The 20,592-nt window shown below is 63.5% G+C and carries 22 protein-coding genes and 1 riboswitch; of the genes, 17 read left to right on the top strand and 5 right to left on the bottom strand.

Annotated elements, in window-relative coordinates:
* Positions 1–12: 12 nt before the first annotated feature.
* Positions 13–918, top strand: a complete 906-nt coding sequence (locus J1M86_RS22730) for a sugar phosphate isomerase/epimerase (RefSeq protein ID WP_075837611.1) — start codon at positions 13–15, stop codon at positions 916–918.
* Between the two features lie 24 nt (positions 919–942).
* Entirely contained in the window at positions 943–1,968 is a 1,026-nt protein-coding gene (locus J1M86_RS22735) for a Gfo/Idh/MocA family protein (RefSeq protein WP_206511456.1), read from the top strand.
* A gap of 22 nt (positions 1,969–1,990) precedes the next feature.
* Here J1M86_RS22735 and J1M86_RS22740 read toward each other — a convergent pair whose 3' ends face one another.
* Positions 1,991–2,452, bottom strand: a complete 462-nt coding sequence (locus tag J1M86_RS22740) for a MarR family winged helix-turn-helix transcriptional regulator (protein WP_206511457.1) — start codon at positions 2,450–2,452, stop codon at positions 1,991–1,993.
* Between the two features lie 181 nt (positions 2,453–2,633).
* On the opposite strand from J1M86_RS22740, the gene J1M86_RS22745 reads away from it, so the two are divergent.
* Positions 2,634–3,536, top strand: a complete 903-nt coding sequence (locus J1M86_RS22745) for a CPBP family intramembrane glutamic endopeptidase (RefSeq protein ID WP_307786717.1) — start codon at positions 2,634–2,636, stop codon at positions 3,534–3,536.
* Between the two features lie 96 nt (positions 3,537–3,632).
* Entirely contained in the window at positions 3,633–5,009 is a 1,377-nt protein-coding gene (locus J1M86_RS22750) for an MCE family protein (RefSeq protein ID WP_206511458.1), read from the top strand.
* A 63-nt stretch (positions 5,010–5,072) separates the two neighbouring features.
* On the opposite strand, the gene J1M86_RS22755 is transcribed toward J1M86_RS22750, so the two are convergent.
* Entirely contained in the window at positions 5,073–6,227 is a 1,155-nt protein-coding gene (locus J1M86_RS22755) for an alpha/beta hydrolase (protein WP_206511459.1), read from the bottom strand.
* 184 nt (positions 6,228–6,411) lie between these two features.
* Here J1M86_RS22755 and J1M86_RS22760 point away from each other — a divergent pair, with 184 nt between their 5' ends.
* A complete protein-coding gene (locus tag J1M86_RS22760) occupies positions 6,412–6,696 on the top strand; it encodes a DUF1490 family protein (protein WP_075840299.1) in 285 nt (94 codons plus the stop codon).
* Between the two features lie 38 nt (positions 6,697–6,734).
* Positions 6,735–8,909, top strand: coding sequence for a cation-translocating P-type ATPase (locus J1M86_RS22765; RefSeq protein WP_206511526.1), 2,175 nt, complete (start codon positions 6,735–6,737; stop codon positions 8,907–8,909).
* A 20-nt stretch (positions 8,910–8,929) separates the two neighbouring features.
* Here the strand turns inward: J1M86_RS22765 and J1M86_RS22770 are convergent, their stop codons facing one another.
* The 3 genes from J1M86_RS22770 to J1M86_RS22780 form a co-directional block, all read right to left on the bottom strand.
* Positions 8,930–9,223, bottom strand: a complete 294-nt coding sequence (locus J1M86_RS22770; RefSeq protein ID WP_075840297.1) for a protealysin inhibitor emfourin — start codon at positions 9,221–9,223, stop codon at positions 8,930–8,932.
* 26 nt (positions 9,224–9,249) lie between these two features.
* Positions 9,250–10,347, bottom strand: a complete 1,098-nt coding sequence (locus J1M86_RS22775) for a M4 family metallopeptidase (RefSeq protein ID WP_206511460.1) — start codon at positions 10,345–10,347, stop codon at positions 9,250–9,252.
* Positions 10,348–10,412: 65 nt separating this feature from the next.
* Positions 10,413–11,747, bottom strand: a complete 1,335-nt coding sequence (locus J1M86_RS22780; protein WP_206511461.1) for an EAL domain-containing protein — start codon at positions 11,745–11,747, stop codon at positions 10,413–10,415.
* A 220-nt stretch (positions 11,748–11,967) separates the two neighbouring features.
* Here J1M86_RS22780 and J1M86_RS22785 point away from each other — a divergent pair, with 220 nt between their 5' ends.
* The 11 genes from J1M86_RS22785 (at position 11,968) to J1M86_RS22835 (ending at position 20,452) form a co-directional block, all read left to right on the top strand.
* Positions 11,968–13,629, top strand: coding sequence for an FAD-binding dehydrogenase (locus J1M86_RS22785; RefSeq protein WP_206511462.1), 1,662 nt, complete (start codon positions 11,968–11,970; stop codon positions 13,627–13,629).
* Between the two features lie 80 nt (positions 13,630–13,709).
* Entirely contained in the window at positions 13,710–14,330 is a 621-nt protein-coding gene (locus J1M86_RS22790; RefSeq protein WP_075837661.1) for a CoA pyrophosphatase, read from the top strand.
* A gap of 64 nt (positions 14,331–14,394) precedes the next feature.
* Positions 14,395–15,006, top strand: a complete 612-nt coding sequence (locus J1M86_RS22795) for a CDP-alcohol phosphatidyltransferase family protein (protein WP_206511463.1) — start codon at positions 14,395–14,397, stop codon at positions 15,004–15,006.
* Positions 14,999–15,850, top strand: a complete 852-nt coding sequence (locus J1M86_RS22800; protein ID WP_230558098.1) for a DUF881 domain-containing protein — start codon at positions 14,999–15,001, stop codon at positions 15,848–15,850. Before J1M86_RS22795 ends, J1M86_RS22800 begins: the two co-directional genes overlap by 8 nt.
* A 133-nt stretch (positions 15,851–15,983) precedes the next feature.
* The gene (locus J1M86_RS22805) at positions 15,984–16,313 is read left to right on the top strand and encodes a small basic family protein (protein ID WP_075840307.1); all 330 of its coding nucleotides are present in this window, start codon (positions 15,984–15,986) and stop codon (positions 16,311–16,313) included.
* Between the two features lie 61 nt (positions 16,314–16,374).
* On the top strand, positions 16,375–17,088 hold the full coding sequence (locus tag J1M86_RS26755) for a DUF881 domain-containing protein (RefSeq protein WP_307786721.1): 714 nt from the start codon (positions 16,375–16,377) through the stop codon (positions 17,086–17,088).
* A 47-nt stretch (positions 17,089–17,135) separates the two neighbouring features.
* Positions 17,136–17,540, top strand: a complete 405-nt coding sequence (gene gcvH / locus J1M86_RS22815) for a glycine cleavage system protein GcvH (protein ID WP_206511464.1) — start codon at positions 17,136–17,138, stop codon at positions 17,538–17,540.
* A gap of 193 nt (positions 17,541–17,733) precedes the next feature.
* Positions 17,734–18,231 (top strand): glycogen accumulation regulator GarA, encoded by a 498-nt coding sequence (gene garA, locus J1M86_RS22820; protein WP_075840295.1) that lies wholly within the window; start codon positions 17,734–17,736, stop codon positions 18,229–18,231.
* Positions 18,228–18,965 (top strand): MerR family transcriptional regulator, encoded by a 738-nt coding sequence (locus tag J1M86_RS22825; RefSeq protein WP_075840294.1) that lies wholly within the window; start codon positions 18,228–18,230, stop codon positions 18,963–18,965. The genes garA and J1M86_RS22825 overlap by 4 nt, the downstream gene beginning before the upstream one ends.
* A gap of 118 nt (positions 18,966–19,083) precedes the next feature.
* The gene (locus tag J1M86_RS22830) at positions 19,084–19,557 is read left to right on the top strand and encodes a bifunctional nuclease family protein (RefSeq protein WP_206511465.1); all 474 of its coding nucleotides are present in this window, start codon (positions 19,084–19,086) and stop codon (positions 19,555–19,557) included.
* Positions 19,558–19,822: 265 nt separating this feature from the next.
* Positions 19,823–20,452, top strand: coding sequence for a MerR family transcriptional regulator (locus J1M86_RS22835; protein ID WP_075840293.1), 630 nt, complete (start codon positions 19,823–19,825; stop codon positions 20,450–20,452).
* Between the two features lie 14 nt (positions 20,453–20,466).
* A riboswitch (glycine riboswitch) is annotated at positions 20,467–20,564 on the top strand.
* Positions 20,565–20,592: the final 28 nt, after the last annotated feature.

Raw genomic sequence — 20,592 nt, forward strand, 5'->3', positions numbered from 1 at the left:
GAAAGGACAACCATGAGCGTGATCCACGTGGGATCTGCACCGGATTCGTGGGGCGTATGGTTCGCCGAGGACCCTCGGCAGACCCCGTACACCCGTTTTCTCGACGAGGTAGCGGCCTCCGGTTACGAGTGGATCGAGCTGGGGCCGTACGGATACCTGCCAACGGACCCGGAGAAGCTCTCCGACGAGCTCGCATCGCGCAGCCTGAAGCTGTCGGCCGGAACAGTGTTCGAACATCTGCACCAGGACGACGCCTGGGATGCGGTGTGGACTCAGATCGAGGACGTCGCCAAGCTGACTGCGGCAGTCGGCGGCAAGCACGTCGTCGTCATCCCCGAGATGTGGCGTGACCCCGGTACCGGCGAGGTGCTCGAGGACCGCAATCTGACGGCCGACCAGTGGCGCAAGAAGACCGACGGCATGAACGAACTCGGCAAGCGCATGTTCGAGCAGTACGGAGTCAAGGCTCAGTATCATCCGCACGCCGATTCTCATGTCGACACCGAGGAGAACGTCTACCGGTTCCTCGACGGTACGTCCCCTGAATTCGTGAATCTGTGCCTCGACACCGGACACATCAGCTACTGCGGCGGCGACAACATCGCGATCATCGAGCGAGCACCCGAACGTATCGGGTACCTCCACCTCAAGCAGGTGAACGAGGTGGTTCGGGCCAAGGTCGAAGCCGAGGACTTGCCGTTCGGTGAGGCCGTCAAGCTGGGTGCGATGACGGAGCCTCCACTCGGAATTCCGGCAATGCCGCCGTTGCTGGCCGCCATCGACAAGCTCGACATCGAAGTTTTCGCCATCGTCGAGCAGGACATGTACCCGTGCTCTCCCGACGCCCCGCTGCCGATCGCGCAGCGCACCCGCAAATACCTGGGTTCCTGCGGGGTTTCCTCCGTCACCTTCGAGTGACGCCCATCTATCGAAAGAGAATCGATGTCGAACGAACTGAGAATCGCCGTACTCGGCGTAGGCATGATGGGCGCCGATCATGTTGCCCGAATTCAGTCCCGGATCGCCGGAGCACGGGTAACTGTCATCAACGACTATGTGACCGAAAGGGCCGAGGAACTCGCCGCGACGATCGACGGATGCCGCGTGGTGATCGACCCGATCGACGCCATTGCCGACCCCGAGGTCGATGCAGTGCTGTTGGCGACGCCGGGGCCCACGCACGAGAAACAGTTGCTCGCATGCCTCGAGCACGCAAAGCCTGTGCTGTGCGAAAAGCCGTTGACCACGGACGCCGCAACATCCCTCGAGGTTGTCAAGGCAGAGGCCGCGCTGGGAAAGACTCTGATTCAAGTCGGCTTCATGCGGCGCTTCGACGCCGAGTATGTGGAGTTGAAGGGGCTCATCGACTCCGGTGATCTGGGCCGCCCCCTCGTCGTGCACTGTGTGCACCGCAACCCATCGGTGCCCTCGCACTTCGACAGCGCGATGGTGGTCAAGGACTCCTTGGTACACGAAGTCGACGTCACTCGTTTCCTCCTAAACGAAGAAATCACCTCGGTGCAGATAATCAAGCCGTTTCCCAGCTCGAAAGCGCCCGAGGGGCTGCAGGATCCGCAGATCGCAGTGTTCTCGACGGAGTCGGGACGTCACGTCGACACCGAGGTGTTCGTCACCACCGGCGTTGCCTACGAGGTTCGTACCGAGGTTGTCGCCGAACTCGGCAGCGCCATTATCGGTCTCGACGTGGGCCTGGTACGAAAGAGCAAGCCCGGGACGTGGGGTGGCGCCATCACGCCGTCGTTCAAGGAGCGTTTCGGGCAGGCGTACGACGTGCAGATTCAGCGTTGGGTCGATGCCGTCGTGCGGGGCGCAGAATCGGGCAACTACGTCGACGGCCCGGGCGCTTGGGACGGATATGCTGCGGCGGCCGTGTGTGAGGCCGGAGTGAGTTCGCTCGAAACCGGTGAGCGGGTGCAGGTCGCCATGGTCGACCGTTCGTCCGTCTGAGCCGCCGGTATTCGAATGAGCTTCAGCGGCGCTCGGTCATGTGTGCGCGCATCGTTTCGCAGATCTGGGCCAGGGTTTCGAGAGACTCAGGCGTGAGTAGGTCGAACATGTTCGCGCGAACGGCGTCGACATGTCCGGGGCTTGCGGCGGCAAGTTTTCGCTCGCCATCGGCGGTGAGTTCGGCGAGTGTTCCGCGCCTGTCGTTCTCGCATTCGACCCGGCGTACCCAGCCGGCGGCAACCAACCGGGAAATCGCGCGGGTGACACCGCTTCGGCTGGTGGTCACCGCTTCGGCCAGTGCGCTCATGCGCATTCGGTGCTCGGTGGCTTCGGAAAGCAGCACGAGCAACTCGAAGTCGGTGAACGATATGTCCGAGTCGCGTTCGAGTTGGCGGTCGAGGGTAAGCAGTAGAAGTCGTGTCGCATCCAGGTAGGAGCGCCACATCCGCTGCTCTTCGCGGTCGAGCCAATGTGTCGATTTCACCTGCCCAGAGTACCGAGAGTGGTTGATTGGGCAACTACTTTTAGGTGCACAGGCTCGAGTGATACCGCGATCGTAGAACCGCCCAATGCGCCGTTGCCGTGATAGACAGATCCCTGTCCGATGAGACCTCGAGGGGCGAAGCCTCGACAGGGCGAGAATCTGCAGAGAGTGGGAGACGGCGGTGGCGGACGCGCGATCGATGGACCCGGGTGTCGATTCGCCCCGCGGGGTCAGTCGATGGCTGACGGGCCTGCTCGTTCTCGGTCTTGTGTCCGCGTGGCTAGTTCTGTACTCGGTGAGCATTCTCGGCTCGATATGGCGCTTCCGGGAGCCGGGCGCCCCGCCACCTGTGCTCACCACGCACGATCAGGTCATCGATCTCGTCGTGCTCGCGGTGCAGCTGGTGGTCGGTGCAGCCGCACTGTGGGTGGTGATCGCGGTCCGCGGGCGGTCCCTGACGGCTGTGCTACCCGAGCGATCGGGCAGCGCGATGGACGCGGCCGTCGCATGGTGTGCGGCCATCGCGGTGGCGTCAGCTGTGGTTCTGGTGCTCGATCGCACCGGTGTCATGCGCTTCGAGTTTTCAACTCCCGCCACGGTCGAATCGCCGTGGCTTGCTGTGCTGGCCGCTCTGTCCGCGGGCCTTCGTGAAGAGCCGCTGCTTGCTGCGCTACCGCTGGTACTCCTGGTCGGCCGCATTCCGATCGGGTGGATCATGGTTCTCGCCGGGGCGATGCGAGGACTCATCTACCTGTATTTCGGTATGGGGGGATTTCTCTGGGCCTTCGTGTGGGGTGCCGCTGCAGTGTGGGTGTACTACCGTTTCAGGCGGTTGTGGGTGCTGATCCTCGTGCACGGCATGGTGATGAACATTCAAGCGCTGGACAGAGTGCTCGTGCACGACAGCATGGCGACCCTGTTGCAGTGGGTCAATATCCTCGTCCTGTTCGGTGCGCTGATGTGGTGGCTCGTGCCGCGCGCGCTCGATAGTATGATTCCCGGTGCCAGTAGAAGCGGGACCGCGATCCCAGTGCTCGAGACGGATGTAAGCCGTCTCACACCTGTGGATAATGATCGTTACTAACCGTTACATTAATGTCTGGGGAATGATCGTTCCTCCCTCGTTCGCTGTTTCCGCCGTGTCCGACTGCCTCGGTTCTGTTCCGGGACGCAGCGCCTCGTGATCGTCTCAGCGTCTCCGCTTCGACGCCGTATGTTGGGCGCGCTTCTCATCGTCGCAGTAATTCTGTTCGTCGGTTGGTCGGTCACCAGTTACAACAAGACGTTCAAAGAGGTGGTCAGTGTGGATCTGATCACCGATTCGGTGGGTAATGCGTTGCCGCTGAACGCCGATGTGAAGGTTCGCGGTCTGATCGTGGGCGAGGTTCGCTCGACCTCGGCGGTCGACGGTGTGGTGACCGCGCGGATGGCGATCGATCCGGACAAGGCGGAGATGATTCCCTCCAACACCACCGCCCGGTTGCTGCCGAAGACGTTGTTCGGTGAGCGGTACGTGGCATTGATGGTGCCGGAGAAGAACTCTGCGTCGCCGGTCGTCGACGGCACGGTGCTGCGGCAGGATGTCAGTGGCAACGCGATCGAGGTCGGTCAGTTGCTGGACAACCTGTTGCCGTTGCTCGAAGCGATTCCGCCGCAGGATCTGGCGAACACGCTCGGCGCGCTCTCTCAGGGTCTCGACGGTCGCGGCGCGGAGTTGGGGTTGACGATCGATCGGCTCGAGAACATTTTCGCCGGCTTGAACACCGAGTTGCCGAACATTCAGCAGGGGTTGCGCGGTCTCGCGGACTTCTCGCAGACGTACGCCGATGCGGGGCCGCAGTTGATCGATGCTCTGGACAATCTGTCGGTCACGGGCAACACCTTCGTGGAGCAGCGTCCGGCGGTCGATACGTTGATCGGGTCGCTGACGGCGACGAGTGCGTCGACGGCGGATTTCTTGGAGGTCAACGCGGACAACCTGATTCGTATCTCGGCCGATTCCCGTGAGGCGCTCGAGCTGCTGGCTCAGTATTCGCCGGCGTTCGGGTGCACGTTCTCGCAGTTCGTCCCCATCGTCGAACGAGCTCAGACGGTCATCGGTGTCGGTGAGGAATACCAAGGCATCAACGTTCACATGCCAGTGGTCAACCCCAAGGGCCGTTACCTGCCCAATCAGGACGAGCCGAGGCTCTTCGACGATCGTGGACCGCGCTGCTACACACCGGCCGACACCGAGGCGGGGGAGTTCTTCCCGCAGTACCCGGGAGGCTCGCCCAACGACGGCTCCTACCAGGTTCCCTCGCGCAACCCCGGTCCGCAGGACATCCCGGAGCTTCCGGCGCCGCAGTACTCGGCAATTCCCGGGTCGCTGGTGGGTGCGCCCGGTGGCGCGGCACCAGCGAGCTACCAGGGTTCGGACTTCGAACGTGACACGCTGGCCGTGATCTACGGCCAGGCAACTGGAACATCTCCGACAGAGGTTCCGTCGTGGGTGACATCGGCGGGGGCGCCGGCGCTCAGAGGGGCACAAGTGAGTTTCACGAGTACCTCCTCGTAGCTGAAGCGGCAGCGGCACCGGAGTCCGAACCGACGACCCGGCACCGAGCGTGGCCGCACTCGATCAGGGCTCTGACACACCGGCCCGTAGCACCGGGTCTACGGTCAGCGACGAGCGGAGGTCTCGGACAATGCTGTCTTCGAGCGCCGGTATCACCCGCGATGTGATCGATCCGTTGTAGGCACCGGGTGCTTGGCGCGGATTGGCATGCCCGGTGCCGTGCATGCGCACAACTCGCAGAGTGCCGTCGGTGCCGCCGGACCGTTCGAACAGGATTCGCTGGGAGTAGTCGACATCGACCACGTTGTCCGACGCCGCCCGTGCCGGACGCAGGAACACGATTGCGGGCCTGGGTTTGTCGGCGACGGTTTCGGCTAGAGCATCCAGATTGTCCAACGCACCGGATGCCACGATCGTCCTGAACTGAGATTCGATGAAGCCGTTGCTGGCAACCGTTGGATTGAGAATCTTGTCCATCATGACCTGTTCGAATGCTTCGCCCGCCGCAGCGAAATCGATTCTTGGATACCACGTCGAGTGCATGTCGACGTACCTGTCCTTACGGGCAGCCATCTCGACCATGGAACGGAGCGAACGACTTTCTCGTGCTCCCGGCAGCCAACCGATCCAGCGCAGGAGATCTTGTCCGGCGTCGCGAGCGTCGCCGCGTACTGCATGCAGGTCCAGCGGTGTGCAGTCCAGAACCACCCCAGTCAATACACGGTCGGTGTCCTCGTAGATGTGCTGTGCCACTTCGAGAGCGATCACGCCACCCATGCTGTGGCCGACCAATACGATGTTGCGGACACCCTCGGTGCGGGCACGCAGAGCAACGAGATCGCTTATGACTCGAGTGTCTATGCCACGGTTGTCGAACGTCACCGACCACACCCGCCCGATCTCGGTGAAGCTCGTCAGTGCTCGGGCGGTCGGCGCGCCGTCTACGTTGCCGAGCCCGACCAAGTCGACGACGGCAGTCGTACTGTCGGCTGGGTCCGCTGCGTCGTATATCTGGTCGATGCTCGGTTCGGTCTGGGCTAGACGGCGTTGCTCGGGTGCGACGTCCCACCGCCAGTACATGCCGGCCAGGACGAGGATTGGCACGAGTCCGAGAGCGAGATACAGCGCGGCACGGCGTGTGCGCCCGAGGAAAATCCAATTGTGCCCCAACCGCGTCGAGGCCAGCCGCTCCCTGCGTCGGCCGCCGTCCCACTCCACCGAACACTCCGATCCCGTCGTTCCTACCGTTAACGGTCACTTCAGCGGACGAATTCCACGCTACGCCCGCCACGGTTGGCCCGCCGCCGGTGATGGTCGACATCGCATCGTGCGCATGTGTGCACCTGAAACTGCAAGGCATCCGGCCCTCACACCCTGGTGTCGGACGCCATATGATGTCGAAATGGCCTTTCAGATAATGCTCGCGAAAGCTGTGTCCACCGTCGTCACTGGAGCGGTGGGCGTGGCAGCCTATAACGGCGCCAAGACGCTGATCGCGAAAGCTCCGCTTCGCGAAGCGGCCGTCACGGCGACCGAATGGAGTCTGCGCGGCGTCCGAAAGGCAGAGGAGGGTGCCGAATCTGCTCGGCTTTCCGTATCCGACGTGGTCGCCGAGGCCAAAGAGCGGTTGGGTGAAGAGGTTGCGCCACCGGTAGCCGGTGAAACCGGACACGGTCACAGTCACTGATCGTGTCTTCGACGGTTGTTTCGTTTCGAAGGCCGGACATGCCCGTCGGTGAGTCGGCCACCAGTATCCGGATCGTCTCCGACGCCGCAGGACGCATCAGATTCGAGGTACCCTGGCTCCGCGCGAGCCCCGGCCGAGCCGTCGCGATCGAGGATGCAGTCGACAGGGTTCTCGGGGTTCGCGCCGCACACGCCTACCCGCGAACGGCCTCAGTTGTTGTATGGATCTCACCGACACGCATCGACCGCGCCGAGCTGATCGCGGCGATCGAGACCGGTTGCGAAGTCGAGTGGTCGGATGTTCCCGAACGCACCCCGCGATCGGCCGATGTCGGCAGCGCCGAGGTCCTGCGAATGGCTGTCGGTGGAGCGGCGCTGGTTCTACTGGGTTTTCGCCGCTACGGCTTGAACCGTCCGCCAGTTCTCGGACCGACCAGTCGCCTGGTCGCCACCGGCGCAACCGTCTTCACCGGTTACCCATTTCTCAGAGGCGCGTTGCGCTCACTGTCGGGCAACCGAGGCGCAGGCACTGATGCACTCGTCTCCGCTGCCACCGTCGCTAGTCTCGTGCTACGGGAGAACGTGGTCGCACTCACTGTGCTGTGGCTTCTCAACATAGGTGAGTACCTGCAAGAACTGACTCTGCGACGAACGAGACGCGCGATTGCCGATCTCCTCAACGGCACCCAGGACACCGCATGGGTCAGGCTCGCGGACGGCAGCGAAGTCTCGGTCGATACCGAATCGCTGTGCGTCGGCGACGACGTAGTGGTGCACGATCACGTCGCGGCTCCTGTCGACGGGATCGTCGTCGAGGGGGAGTCCATCGTCGATCAGTCGGCGATCACGGGTGAGACACTGCCGGTATCGGTAGCCGCGGGCGCACGCATCCACGCCGGATCGGTCGTCGTTCGAGGTCGGCTCGTGGTTCGTGCAACCGCCGTCGGAAACGACACGACCATCGGACGCATCATCTCTCGCGTGGAAGAGGCGCAGGAGGATCGCGCGCCGATCCAGACGGTGGGCGAGAACTTCTCACGACGATTCGTGCCGACGTCGTTCCTACTGTCCGCACTCACGCTCGTGGTGACCCGAGATGTGCGTCGCGCGATGACGATGTTGCTGGTGGCGTGTCCGTGCGCCGTCGGGCTGTCCACCCCCACTGCGATCAGCGCTGCGATCGGAAACGGTGCCCGACGCGGGATCCTCATCAAGGGTGGCTCACACCTGGAACTCGCCGGCCGCGTGGACACCATTGTCTTCGACAAGACCGGAACCCTGACCATGGGACGGCCGGTGGTGACGAACGTCGTGGCCTTCGCCGACGACTGGGAACCCGAGCAGGTTCTGGCCTACGCGGCCAGTTCGGAGATTCACTCACGACACCCACTGGCAGAGGCAGTGATTCGCTCCACCGAGGAGCGGTACATCGCCATCCCGCCGCATGAGGAATGCGAAGTCCTGGTTGGGCTCGGGATGAGGACCTGGGCTGACGGACGCACGATGCTGCTCGGCAGCCCGTCACTGTTGCAGGGGGAGAATGTCGCAGTATCGGAGAAGGCCGCGGAGTGGGTCCGCAGGCTGCAGCAGCAGGCCGAGACCCCGCTGCTGCTCGCGGTCGACGGTGATTTGGTCGGTCTGATCAGTCTGCGTGACGAAGTTCGGCCCGAGGCAGTCGACGTCCTGTCACGCCTGCGATCCGACGGAGTGCAACGCGTGCTCATGTTGACCGGAGACCACGCCGAAACCGCGGCAGCGGTGGCGGCGGAACTCGGTATCACGGAATGGCGCGCAGAGGTGATGCCCGAGGACAAGTTGGCCGTGGTGCAGGAACTGCAGCGACAGGGACATGTCGTTGCCATGGTCGGCGACGGCACCAACGACGCTCCGGCGCTGGCGGCCGCCGATATCGGCATAGCGATGGGATTGGCTGGAACAGACGTTGCGGTGGAGACCGCCGACGTTGCTCTGGCAAGTGACGATCTGTACAGGCTTCTCGACGTCCGCGACCTCGGAGGGCATGCAGTGGAGGTCATCCGTCAGAACTATGGAATGTCGATTGCGGTCAACGCGATCGGGCTACTAGTGAGTGCAGCGGGGGCATTGTCACCAGTCCTCGCCGCCATTCTGCACAACGCGTCATCGGTCGCCGTAGTTGCCAACAGTTCACGGTTGATCACGTATCGGCTCGAACCCAAGCGGGCTCAGTACTAGCCCCTGGTCCTGTAAGACGATCAGACTCTGCGGCCCTCACGCAGCGCGCGTTGCGCCAGGTCGCGGAGCGGTCCGGTCATCGACGCATCGTCGATCTGACAGGTGCTCTCGTCGACGGAGACCGTCCACACGAAACCGTCACGCACGCGCGTGGGCGCGACAGCCGCAGGCTGCGAAAGGATCAGAGGCCGGGCTTGCTCGACGAGGCCACGCCACTCGCGGGCCGACGCCTCGTCGACTATCGCATCCAGGTCCACCCGGGCCCGTCGGATGGAACCAGCGATACCACCCGACCGAACCACCTCGATGAACATGTCATGTCCTTCGCGTCGCAGACTCGTCAGAAGTCGGGGTCGTGCACTGACACTCCCACCGTAGCCCAGGCTCGTTCGACGACCCGTCGAACGTCGGACTCGTTGCCGTAGCGCGACCGCGCAGCCGCAACGGTGGCCGAAGCAAATCCCTCGAAGTCGACCGTGGGCGGCAGGGCAGAATTCGTGGTGACGTCGAACCACACCTGCCCGGCCCTTTCCCAGGCTGCGCCGCCGAGCCCGATAGCGGTCAGCGCGAAGGCGCGGTTCGGTATTCCCGAATTGATGTGCACGCCACCGTAGTCGGCTGTGGTGACCACATAGCTGTCCATATCGGCCGGTTGTGGATCGCGACCGAGTACATCGTCGTCGTATGCGGTTCCCGGTTCGATCATCGACCGGAGTGCTCTGCCCTGCACAGCGGGCAGGAACAATCCCTTCCCCACCAACCACGAAGCCTCGTCAGCACTCTGGCCCAGCGAATACTGCTCGACGAGGACGCCGAACACATCGGACAACGACTCGTTCAGGGCACCTGCCTGGCCGGAATACTCGAGTTGCGAGGAGTACTGCGTGAACCCGTGGGCAAGCTCATGCGCGATGACGCTGAGCGAGGCCGTGAAGCGTCCGAACACCTCACCGTCACCGTCGCCGAACACCATTCGCTCGCCGTCCCAGAAAGCGTTGTCGTAGTCCTGGTCGTAGTGCACCGTCGCGACCAGGGGCAGCCCTCGACCGTCGAGACTGTTGCGCCCGTACACCTGTCGAAAGAACTCGTAAGTCACACCGAGACCCGCGTATGCCTCGTCCACCGATCGGTCACCCGTCGGCGGCTGCCCTTCTCGGCGAACCAGCGTGCCCGGCAATTCTCGGGTGTTCTGCGCGTCGTGGATGGAGCGCATCAATGCTCGGGTGGTATCCGGTGCGCTGTCGTTGTCGATACTCTGCGCATGTGCGCGGCGGTCGAGAAACTCGCGGTCGACCTCCAGCGTGTGGGCTGCGCTCGACGAGGCATGAGGGACCCTGACGCCCTGCCTGTTCTCCGCGGAATGCTCTGCTATCCGCTCCAGCAGGAACGGCGGGACCACGGGACGGATTCGGTCACGCGCAGCGGAAGGTACGGGCATCTGAACACCTCTCGGTCGACGTCGCTAGGACCATAGACGACGGGGCCGACAGATGCGGGGCGGTTTCAGCTTCGCTCTGCGTCCAGCCGTGGCCACTCCTGCGCGGACCACTCGTAGAGAAAGCGCGGGACATCCTCGGCGTTCATCGCGGTGGAGAAGAGATGCCCCTGGCCATGGGTGAACCCCAGCGTCCGTGCCCTGCCGAGGCGGTCCATGTTCTCGACCCCCTCCAAGACCACACAGTGGTCCAACTCCCCGGCGAACTGCAGCATCGCGTGGGCGACCGCCTCACCGATCTTGGTGTGCAACGACGCCGCCAGCGCCCGATCGAGTTTGAAGCCATCGACGGTTACGTGTGTGATCCGAGGTATCGGCGACCACCCGGAGCCCAAATCGTCGAGAAGCACGGTGAATCCGCTCGATCGGAGCGCCGCGACTATTCTGGCCTCGTCGTCGACTCCCGCGCCGCGAGCCGTCTCCGTCACTTCCAGTACAACCGACTTCGGGGACACACCGGACGCGTGTACGGCGCTGACGATGCGGTCCACGCAGTCCAGGCGTTCGAGGTGGTGTCCGGAAATGTTGACGGACAACTTGAGTCCTGGGCGATCGAGGTGCCACTTCACGAAATCGGACAACGCTCGAGACAGTATTCTCAGGTCCAGGTCGACGATGAGGTCGGTGTTTTCCACCTGCTCGATGAACTCCCCGGGAGTGAGCAAACCTCGGGTTGGATGCTCCCATCTCGCCAGTGCCTCGAGCGCGAACACGCCGCCGGTATGCAAATCGACGATCGGCTCGTACCACGGGGTGATCTGTCCGTTGTCCACAGCCGCGGTGAGCTCACTCGAGGTAGCGGGATTCGCGGCGACCCGTGCGCGATCCCTTTGGGTATCGAGGTGTTCTTCCACCATGACCGCGAGTTGTTCGAGAAGGCGAAACTTCTCCGGCGACAGGGTCCGCGGCAGCACGTCGAGGATGCACAGAGTGCCGATCGGTACTGATTCGCGGCCGAACAGCGGGATGGAGGCGTAGGCGCGTAGCCCTGACTCCCGCAGCACTTTCAGGAGTGAATCGGTGGGGTTCCCGAACGCCCGTGCTGTGCTCCAACGAGCGCCGTTGGGCGAATCGACATCCTGAACGACAATGGGTCTGCCTTGTTCGACCACCGCATCGCATGCCGCGCTCGACCGGGGAATGACCTGTCCGCGAACCGCATCGGAGCCGTGGGCTACCAGCGTGTATTGGTTGCAGTCGTCGAGGATGTTGACCAGAGCTACAGGGAAATCCAGAGCCCGTGCCGTAACTTCTGCCGCGTTCTCCAGCGCGGGCGATACCGCTGCGAAGTCCAGATACTTGTGGGCGGACTCGCTCTGCCTTTGGTCGCGAGATCGGAACAAAGCGCCTCCATCATTGCGCGGCGCATCGCCGAGCAGAACGAATCATCCCGACTCCGGAGAAAGTATCTCAGATGGTTCAGCGAGCGCTGCAAAGCGGTCGTTTCGGGCATTTGTGCTGCACAACCAAAGCTGCGTCGGACGCCGGGCTCGACGTGACGCAGGCTACAGTCGAACTCGTAACCAGTGCGAACGAGAAGCACGAACCGGGGGAGTGGTGACCGTGAAGGGCACAGCACATGTCGACGGCGCAGCAGACGTCATCGTCGTCGGAGCCGGCCTGGCCGGACTGGTGGCCACCGCCGAACTGATATCGAGGGGTAAACGCGTCATCCTCCTCGACCAGGAGAACGAGGCCAACCTGGGTGGGCAGGCTTTCTGGTCGTTCGGTGGCCTGTTCTTCGTCGACAGTCCCGAGCAACGAAGGCTCGGTATCAAGGACTCCTACGATCTGGCCCTGCAGGATTGGATGGGCACCGCGGGCTTCGACCGTGACGAGGACGCCTGGCCTCGACGCTGGGCGCAGGCGTACGTGGAGTTCGCGGCCGGGGAGAAACGAAGTTGGCTGCGTGAGCGCGGACTGAAGATCTTTCCGCTCGTCGGGTGGGCCGAGCGCGGTGGGTACGGTGCAACGGGTCACGGCAACTCTGTGCCGAGATTTCACATCACCTGGGGCACAGGCCCCGCTCTCGTCGAGATCTTCGCTCGTACTGTCCGTCAGGGGATCGAACAGGGATTGGTGACGATGGCGCACCGACACCGCGTCGACGACATCGTCGTCACCGACGGTCGAGCCACCGGTGTTCGCGGCGTCGTACTCGAACCGTCCTCGGCCGCCCGCGGCGTCGCGTCCTCGCGCGAGACGCGTGGCGAGTTCGAGATGGAGGCAGGGGCGGTGATCGTCACCTCCGGCGGTATCGGCGCCAATTGGGAACTCGTGAAGCAGAACTGGCCCGCACGTCTCGGATCTCCGCCGAAGCACATGCTGACGGGCGTGCCGGCGCACGTGGACGGTCGCATGCTCGAAATCAGCCGCAATGCCGGCGCCAGCGTGATCAATCCGGACCGAATGTGGCACTACACAGAGGGAATCACCAACTACGAGTCGATCTGGCCGAACCACGGCATCCGGATTCTGCCCGGGCCATCCAGCCTCTGGCTGGACGCGACGGGCAAGCAACTGCCCGCACCACTGTTTCCGGGTTTCGACACACTCGGCACGCTCGAGCACATCGTCCGCACCGGGTACGACTACTCGTGGTTCGTACTCGATCAGAAGATCATCGAGAAGGAGTTCGGGCTGTCCGGTCAAGAGCAGAACCCGGACCTCACCGGCCGCAGCGTGCGAAAGCTGCTCGAACGAGTTCGATCCGGAGCCCCGGGTCCGGTGGAGGCGTTCAAACGTCGGGGTGAAGATTTCGTCGTCGCGGACTCGGTCGACGAGCTCGTGGCAGGGATGAACAAGATCGGCGAAGTCCAGCTGGAAACCTCGGCGATCGAAACCCTGTTGACGGCCAGGGATCGGGAGATGGACAACGACTTCAGCAAGGACCTGTCCGTGTCGGTGATCCACGCCGCCCGGAAATACAAGGGTGACAGGGCGGCGCGGATCGCGGCGCCCCACCGCATGTTGGATCCGAAGTCCGGTCCGCTGATCGCCGTCAAGCTGCACCTGCTCACCCGCAAATCGCTCGGCGGCTTGCAGACCGACCTCGACTCTCGTGTTCTTCGGCCCGATGGAACACCGTTCGAGGGATTGTTCGCCGCTGGTGAGGTAGCGGGATTCGGCGGCGGAGGGGTGCACGGATACCGTTCGCTCGAAGGGACCTTCCTCGGCGGTTGCATCTTTTCCGGCCGGGCCGCCGGTCGCGCGGCAGCCCGCTGAGGACCTCGTGGTCGGCGTTGTCGGACCGGGCGCACGACTTCGATGCCGATGGTCGCCGGTCGGCCTCTAGGCTCGTTGTCATGAACGGTGATCCTGATGGTCGGCTCGAGCGGCAGTCGATCGACTCGGCCCTCGCCGAGTTCGTCCCTCGGCGCGTCGCCATCGAGGACCGTCGTGCGGCCGCCGTCGCGGTGACCATCGGCGGCCCCGTGGGGCAGCGCCGGATGCTTCTCACAATGAGGCCGGTACAGCTTCGCGCGCATCCCGGGCAGTTCGCTCTGCCGGGTGGTCGTATCGACCCAGGAGAGACGGCGGAAGAGGCTTGCCTACGTGAGCTCGAGGAAGAACTCGGTGTCGCGGCCGAACCGTCGAGCATCCTCGGTCGACTCGACGACTTCCTCACCCGCTCGGGCTACGTGATCACTCCGTTCGTGGTGTGGATCGGTGACTCGCTGGGCGATGTCGTGCCCAGTCCCGACGAGGTGGCGACCGTCTACGAGGTGCACGCGCACGAGCTCGACACCGACCCTCGATTCGTCTCCATCGCGCAATCCGACAGGCCGGTCGTGCAGTGGCCGTTCCGTGGCTCCCTGGTACATGCTCCGACCGGTGCGATAGTGCACCAGTTCAGGGAAGTCGTGCTACACCGTCGGCATACTCGCGTGGCACACTTCGAGCAGCCGGTGTTCGCGTGGCAATGACGTGCGGCGACGTGGTCGGATTTCGACGGCGGGCGCGCAGCAACTTGGGATCGAGGTGGGCACGGTGAGCATTCCGCACACAGGGCTCAGCGACCGCATCGTCACCGTGCCCAACGTGCTCAGCGTGGTCCGACTGCTGTTCATCCCGTTGTTCCTGTATCTGTTCCTCGTACTCCGCGCGGACGGGTGGGCTCTGGCGATACTGCTCACGAGCGGCGCAACCGACTGGCTGGACGGCAAACTCGCTCGCGTGCTCGACCAGTCCTCGCGGATCGGCGCACTGCTGGACCCGCTCGTGGACCGTTTGTCCGTGGTAACGACGCTCGTCGCATTCGTTGTCCGAGGGATAATCCCGTGGTGGGTGGCGGCAATTCTCATCGGCCGGGACCTGATCCTGGCCGCAACGCTACTGATCTATCGACGACGAGGTCTCCCACCGCCGGAGGTCATATACCTCGGCAAAGCAGCGACGTTCGTCATCATGATCGCGCTCCCCGTGCTACTGGGGTCCACCGGCGATTCGACGATCGCGCAAATACTGGCACCGATCGGGTATGCCCTGATCATCTGGGGAACCGGACTCTACATATGGACCGGCGCCCTCTACACCTACAAAGCCATGGGCATTGCCCGAGCCGTGCCCAGGACATCGGATCGGTCAGCCCGCGATGCGTGACCCCGTCCGCCGCAATCCCGTTCCCTCGCTTCTACGCTCCCTGATGTCGGAGCATCTCGATCCCGGTTACGCGGCAGCAGCGTCGAAAAAGCCCCGCGGCGGCAGGCCCAACAAGGCGGACATCGCGGTGGCGGTTCTCGGGGCCTTGCTCGTCGGCTGCGTTTTCGGGATTGCGATGTCTCAGCTGGCCTCGAACAACGTCGATGGCTCCGGTGAGCGAGGTGACATTCTCGCGAGCGTCCGCGCCGCGCAGGACCGAGCTGCCGCCCTCGACGACAATCGTCGGGAGCTGGCCGAGGATCTCGAAGCGATTCGAGCGGCAGCGCTGACCGACGACGCAGCGGGTGAAAGCGTGCTGACCGAGCTCTCCGCGCTGGAGATCGCTGCCGGCGCGGCGACGGCCTCAGGTCCGGGCATCGTGGTGACGGTGGCCGAACCTCCGACACCGGTGAACCTGTCGGACGTGTCGAGCCCCGTGCGGGGATCGTCCGAGGCCGCGGTTCTCGATCGAGATCTGCAGGTTCTCGTCAACTCTCTGTGGGTCAGTGGCGCCGAGGCCGTTACCGTCGACGATGTACGCATCGGGCCGGGCGTCACCATCAGGCAGGCAGGAGGTTCGATGTTGGTCGACAACCGACCTGTCTTCGCTCCCTACACGGTGGCCGCGATCGGATCACCCAGCCAGCTGCAGGCGCGTTTCGCTGTCAGTGACGCCTACCTGCGCCTGTCCGCATTGGCGCAGCTCTATCAGGTCGGCTTCGATGTCCGCGTCGCCGACGAACTCGACATGCCGGCCTCGGTGGTGCGCACGATTCGGTCGGCGACCCCAGGAGGACAGCCGTGAGCAACGGGAGAACGTGAGCGACGAGAGAATGGGCGAGGAGAACATGCGCAAGGAGGATCAGATCGAACAGGGCGACGAACTCGGCACGCATGCGGCGGTGGGGCGGTCCGGTCGCGGCGGTGTTCTCGTGGCAATGGCGGTCCTGGCTCTGTGCATCGGTGTCGCGGTCGGAACGGTATCCGGACCGCAGGTGCCGGCCAGCTTGGCTCCATATCTTCCCATCGCGGTCGTGGCTGCGCTCGATGCGCTGTTCGGGGGAATCCGCGCGTTTCTCGACGGCATCTTCGACTCCAAGGTGTTCGTGGTGTCCTTCGTCTTCAACGTGCTCGTTGCAGCTCTGATCGTGTGGCTCGGCGATCAACTCGGTGTCGGCACTCAGCTCTCGACTGCGATCGTGGTGGTCCTCGGCATCCGAATCTTCGGCAACGCCGCGGCTCTGCGTCGTCGACTGCTCGGTGCGTGAGGGCGTCGTGACCGAGGACGGCAGGCACAAGCTCCGCAGACAGCATTTCCGCAGCGATCGCATACGTGCGCTCGTCGGCACGCGGCCCAGGTCGATTCTGTTCGGCTCCCTGACGATTGTGTTGATGGTCTTGCTGGGCTTCGGGCTGGTGGTTCAGGTTCGGGAGAACGACAGCAGCGACTCCCTCGACGCGGCAAGACCGGCCGACCTGCTGGTTGTACTCGACAACGTCGGACGCCGAGAGGCGGCTCTGCGGGAGGAGATCGCCGATCTCGAGGCGACGTTGGCCGCCCTGGATCGCTCCGATTCAGGTGGTGCGGCGCTGGCCGATGCCCGTGCACGGCTCGAGTCACTGTCTATCCAGGTGGGCATGACCGCTGCGACGGGCCCGGGTGTGGTGGTCACGGTATCCGATCCTCATACCGGAATCGGCTCGGACGTCTTGCTCGACGCTCTGCAGGAACTACGAGCGGCAGGCGCGGAGGCGGTCCAGATAGCGGGTGCAGATGCAGAACCGGTCCGTATCGGGGTCGAGTCGTGGATTGCCGGAAAGGCGGGGGGAGTGATCGTAGACGGCGTCGAGATGTCCGCACCGTTCGTGTTCACCGCGATCGGCGAACCCGCGACTCTCGCTGCTGCCCTCGACATACCGGGTGGCGTCATCGACACGGTTGCTCGCAACGGCGGACGCTGCGATGTGGTTCGATCGGACCTGGTCGAGGTGTCCGCCTTGCGGGATCCTCGTCTGCCTCAATACTCTCAGCCCGGAAACTAGCTCTGCTCCGACAGGACGAGCTCCAACCGCCCGAAAGGAATGCAGACGTGAGTGAGATCTCCCCGCCGGCCGACCTGCTGTACACACCGGAACACGAGTGGGTTCAGCGAACCGCGCCGACCACCGTGCGCGTCGGGATCACCGACTACGCGCAGGGGCAGCTCGGTGACGTGGTGTTCGTGCAACTGCCCGCCATCGGTGACGAGGTGACCGCGGGATCGTCGATGGGAGAGGTCGAATCGACCAAGAGCGTGTCGGACGTTTTCGCGCCGTTGACAGCCAAAGTCATTGCCGTGAACGAGGATCTGGACACGAGCCCGGAAAAGGTCAACTCGGGTCCCTACACCGAGGGCTGGTTGGTCGAGCTCGAGGTCGAATCGGCGCAAGCGTTGGACGAGTCGGTGGCGCAGATGCTCGACGCCGACGGATATGCTGGAATTACGGCCGGGTAACTTCGCCCGCTCGGACACCGTCGACCGCTTACACACGTGCCCGTCCGCAAGGTACGGTCGTCAGGTGTAGTTGCCGTGGCCGAGTAGCTGTGTGATCTGGCACAGGTCCGCATGATTTGTTGAACGAGCAGGTTGATTACTGCGTAACCCTGGTGGTTCCAAGCCCGGGCGATCGGACTGAGAAGGAGAAACGGTGAGCGAGAACGACAACGACGGCATCTACGGAGAGTCGCCGGCGGAGACCACTTCGGTATTCCGCGCGGATTTTCTCCAGGAGCTCGATAAGTCGGCAACGAGCCAGACTGCCGAGGCTCCGGTGTCGGGCGTGGAGGGCTTGCCGGTCGGGTCGGCGCTGCTCGTGGTCAAGCGCGGCCCCAACGCTGGGTCTCGTTTTCTGCTCGACCAGCCGACCACCTCGGCTGGTCGCCATCCCGACAGCGACATCTTCCTCGACGACGTGACTGTCAGTCGTCGTCATGCCGAGTTCCGTCAGGACGAAAACGAGTTCCAGGTTGTCGACGTCGGCAGCCTCAACGGAACCTATGTCAATCGCGAACCGGTCGACTCGGCAGTGCTCGCCAATGGTGACGAGGTTCAGATCGGCAAGTTCCGCCTGGTCTTCCTCACGGGCCCCCGCGGCAGCGCTGGTTCGCAGGTCGGCGATTCGTCTGCGGGTGCAGGCAGCCAGTGACCGCCGTCGGGCAACAGTCTCCCGGGGGGATGTCGATAGGCTCCGTCCTGGATCGGCTTCGGCCCGACTTTCCCGATGTGACGATTTCCAAGATCAGATTTCTCGAAGCCGAGGGATTGATCTCGCCTGAGCGAACACCGTCCGGTTACCGCCGGTTCTCCATCGCGGACTGCGAGAGGCTGCGGTACGTGTTGACGGCTCAGCGAGATCAATACCTTCCGCTGAAGGTGATCAAGGAGCAACTGGAAGCGATCGACAGTGGGGTTGCGCGGGTGGAAAGTGCCGACCCTGCTCCGCGGAAACCCCGGACTCTCAGTGTGGCGCCGGGTGAAGTGTCGCCGGAAGAATTTCTCCCGGATCGAGAGGTTCGAGTGAGCAAGTCCGACCTGTTGGAACGCGCCGGTATCGAGGACTCGTTCATGACCGAATTGCTCCGGGCGGGGTTGATCACGCCGGGGCAAGCCGGGTTCTACGACGAGGATGCGGTGACCCTGGCTCGTACCGCCCACGCGATGTCGCAGTTCGGACTCGAAGTGAGACATCTCCGGGCATTCAAGCTCGCCGCCGATCGCGAAGCCGGCCTTGTCGCGCAGATCGCCGGCCCTGTCGCCAAGGGTCGTGATGCCGGAGCCCGCGATCGTGCCGAGGAGATGATTCGCGAACTCGCGGCACTGTCTCTCACACTGCACACGTGTCTCGTCAAAGCTGCGGTGCGTGGCTCGCTCGATCGGTGATCACGGTGCTCGCAGAATGCCAACACCGCTCGGCCGCCGGTTTCCCATAGACTCGAGGGCAGTCGGGTCGCCCTCGGACCACCGGCCAGATTCTCAACGCATGTGGGAGGCAGTCACCATGAGTGAAATGCGTGTAGTAGGCATTCGCGTCGAGCAGCCCCAGAATCAACCGGTGTTGCTACTCCGCGAATCCGATGGCGATCGCTATCTGCCGATTTGGATCGGGCAGACCGAGGCCGCCGCGATCGCGCTCGAGCAGCAGGGTGTCCAACCGGCACGGCCATTGACTCATGACCTGATCAAGGAACTGATCATCGCTCTCGGTCACACGCTCAAGGAAGTTCGAATCGTCGATCTGCAAGAGGGCACGTTCTACGCAGATCTCGTCTTCGACAAGGACGTCAGGGTGTCGGCTCGGCCGTCCGATTCCATCGCCATCGCATTGCGGGCGGGTGTGCCGATCATCGCCGAAGAGCCGGTGTTGGCGGAAGCGGGACTGTTGATGCCCGACGAGCGCGAGGACGAGGTCGAGAAGTTCAAGGAGTTTCTCGAATCCGTATCGCCGGACGATTTCAAGGCCACGGACGGTTGAAGGGTCATTCCGGTAACGGATGAGTCTCAACCTCAACTTTAGGTTCAGCCTTACGGCGCGTTGCGTTGACCCTCTCCCTGCTGACCCATAGCGTCTCTTTTGTGAGTTCGCAGTCGGTGATCGTATGTCGCCGATCCGTCCCGGGGAGTAGTCTGGCCTGGTACGCGGAATGGAACTTCACGTTGCAGTAGGCCGGAATTCGCATCCGGCCGGGGCGAGATCACTCGCCTCGCGCAGTGTCGAGACATTCGAGAGGGAGCAGTCAGTGGGAGATACGCCGCAGGAGCACCAGAGTTCAGCGAGCGCTGCGCCGGGGGCCGATGCTTCTGCGCCGAGGGCCGCGAGTTCCGGTGACATCCAGCCCGGATTGTTCCCAGATGATTCGGTGCCTGATGATCTGGTGGGTTACCGAGTCCCGAGCGCATGCCAAATCGCTGGTATCACCTATCGCCAGCTCGACTACTGGGCACGAACCGGTCTCGTGGTTCCGTCCATACGCGGTGCAGCCGGCTCGGGGAGTCAGCGGTTGTACTCGTTCAAGGACATGCTGGTCCTGAAGATCGTCAAGCGCCTGCTCGACACCGGTATCTCCCTACAGAACATCCGTGTCGCAGTCGACCACCTCCGTCAGCGTGGTGTCGGTGATCTTGCGAACATCACCCTGTTCTCGGATGGCACGACCGTGTACGAGTGCACGTCCGCTGAGGAGGTCGTCGACCTGCTACAGGGTGGTCAAGGTGTGTTCGGTATCGCCGTCAACGGTGCCATGCGTGAGCTGACCGGCCTCATCGCCGACTTCCCTGCCGAGCGAGCCGACGGTGGCGAGTCGGAGACCAGCCCGGAGGACGAGCTGGCATCGCGTCGCAAGAATCGCGCAAGCCGCAAAACAGGCTAAACTCATCGCTACGTCGCGCAGGCACGGGAGAGTTCCGGGATCGCCAGTTCCGGACGCCGAAGGAGCAATACCTCCCCGTCAATCTCTCAGGCACCCGGACCGTATCTGCTTCGGCGACTCTGGAAAGTGGTGGAAGAACC

This window comes from Rhodococcus sp. KRD197, from assembly GCF_017168235.1.
Lineage (GTDB): Bacteria > Actinomycetota > Actinomycetes > Mycobacteriales > Mycobacteriaceae > Rhodococcoides.

Excerpts from the sequence above, each read along its gene's own strand:
- J1M86_RS22765 (WP_206511526.1), top strand. The coding sequence starts at position 6,735 with ATGCCCGTCGGTGAGTCGGCCACCAGTATCCGGATCGTCTCCGACGCC.
- J1M86_RS22770 (WP_075840297.1), bottom strand. The coding sequence starts at position 9,223 with ATGTTCATCGAGGTGGTTCGGTCGGGTGGTATCGCTGGTTCCATCCGA.
- J1M86_RS22730 (WP_075837611.1), top strand. The coding sequence starts at position 13 with ATGAGCGTGATCCACGTGGGATCTGCACCGGATTCGTGGGGCGTATGG.
- J1M86_RS22735 (WP_206511456.1), top strand. The coding sequence starts at position 943 with ATGTCGAACGAACTGAGAATCGCCGTACTCGGCGTAGGCATGATGGGC.
- J1M86_RS22760 (WP_075840299.1), top strand. The coding sequence starts at position 6,412 with ATGGCCTTTCAGATAATGCTCGCGAAAGCTGTGTCCACCGTCGTCACT.
- J1M86_RS22800 (WP_230558098.1), top strand. The coding sequence starts at position 14,999 with ATGCGTGACCCCGTCCGCCGCAATCCCGTTCCCTCGCTTCTACGCTCC.
- J1M86_RS22805 (WP_075840307.1), top strand. The coding sequence starts at position 15,984 with ATGGCGGTCCTGGCTCTGTGCATCGGTGTCGCGGTCGGAACGGTATCC.
- J1M86_RS22830 (WP_206511465.1), top strand. The coding sequence starts at position 19,084 with ATGAGTGAAATGCGTGTAGTAGGCATTCGCGTCGAGCAGCCCCAGAAT.
- J1M86_RS22775 (WP_206511460.1), bottom strand. The coding sequence starts at position 10,347 with ATGCCCGTACCTTCCGCTGCGCGTGACCGAATCCGTCCCGTGGTCCCG.
- J1M86_RS22790 (WP_075837661.1), top strand. The coding sequence starts at position 13,710 with ATGAACGGTGATCCTGATGGTCGGCTCGAGCGGCAGTCGATCGACTCG.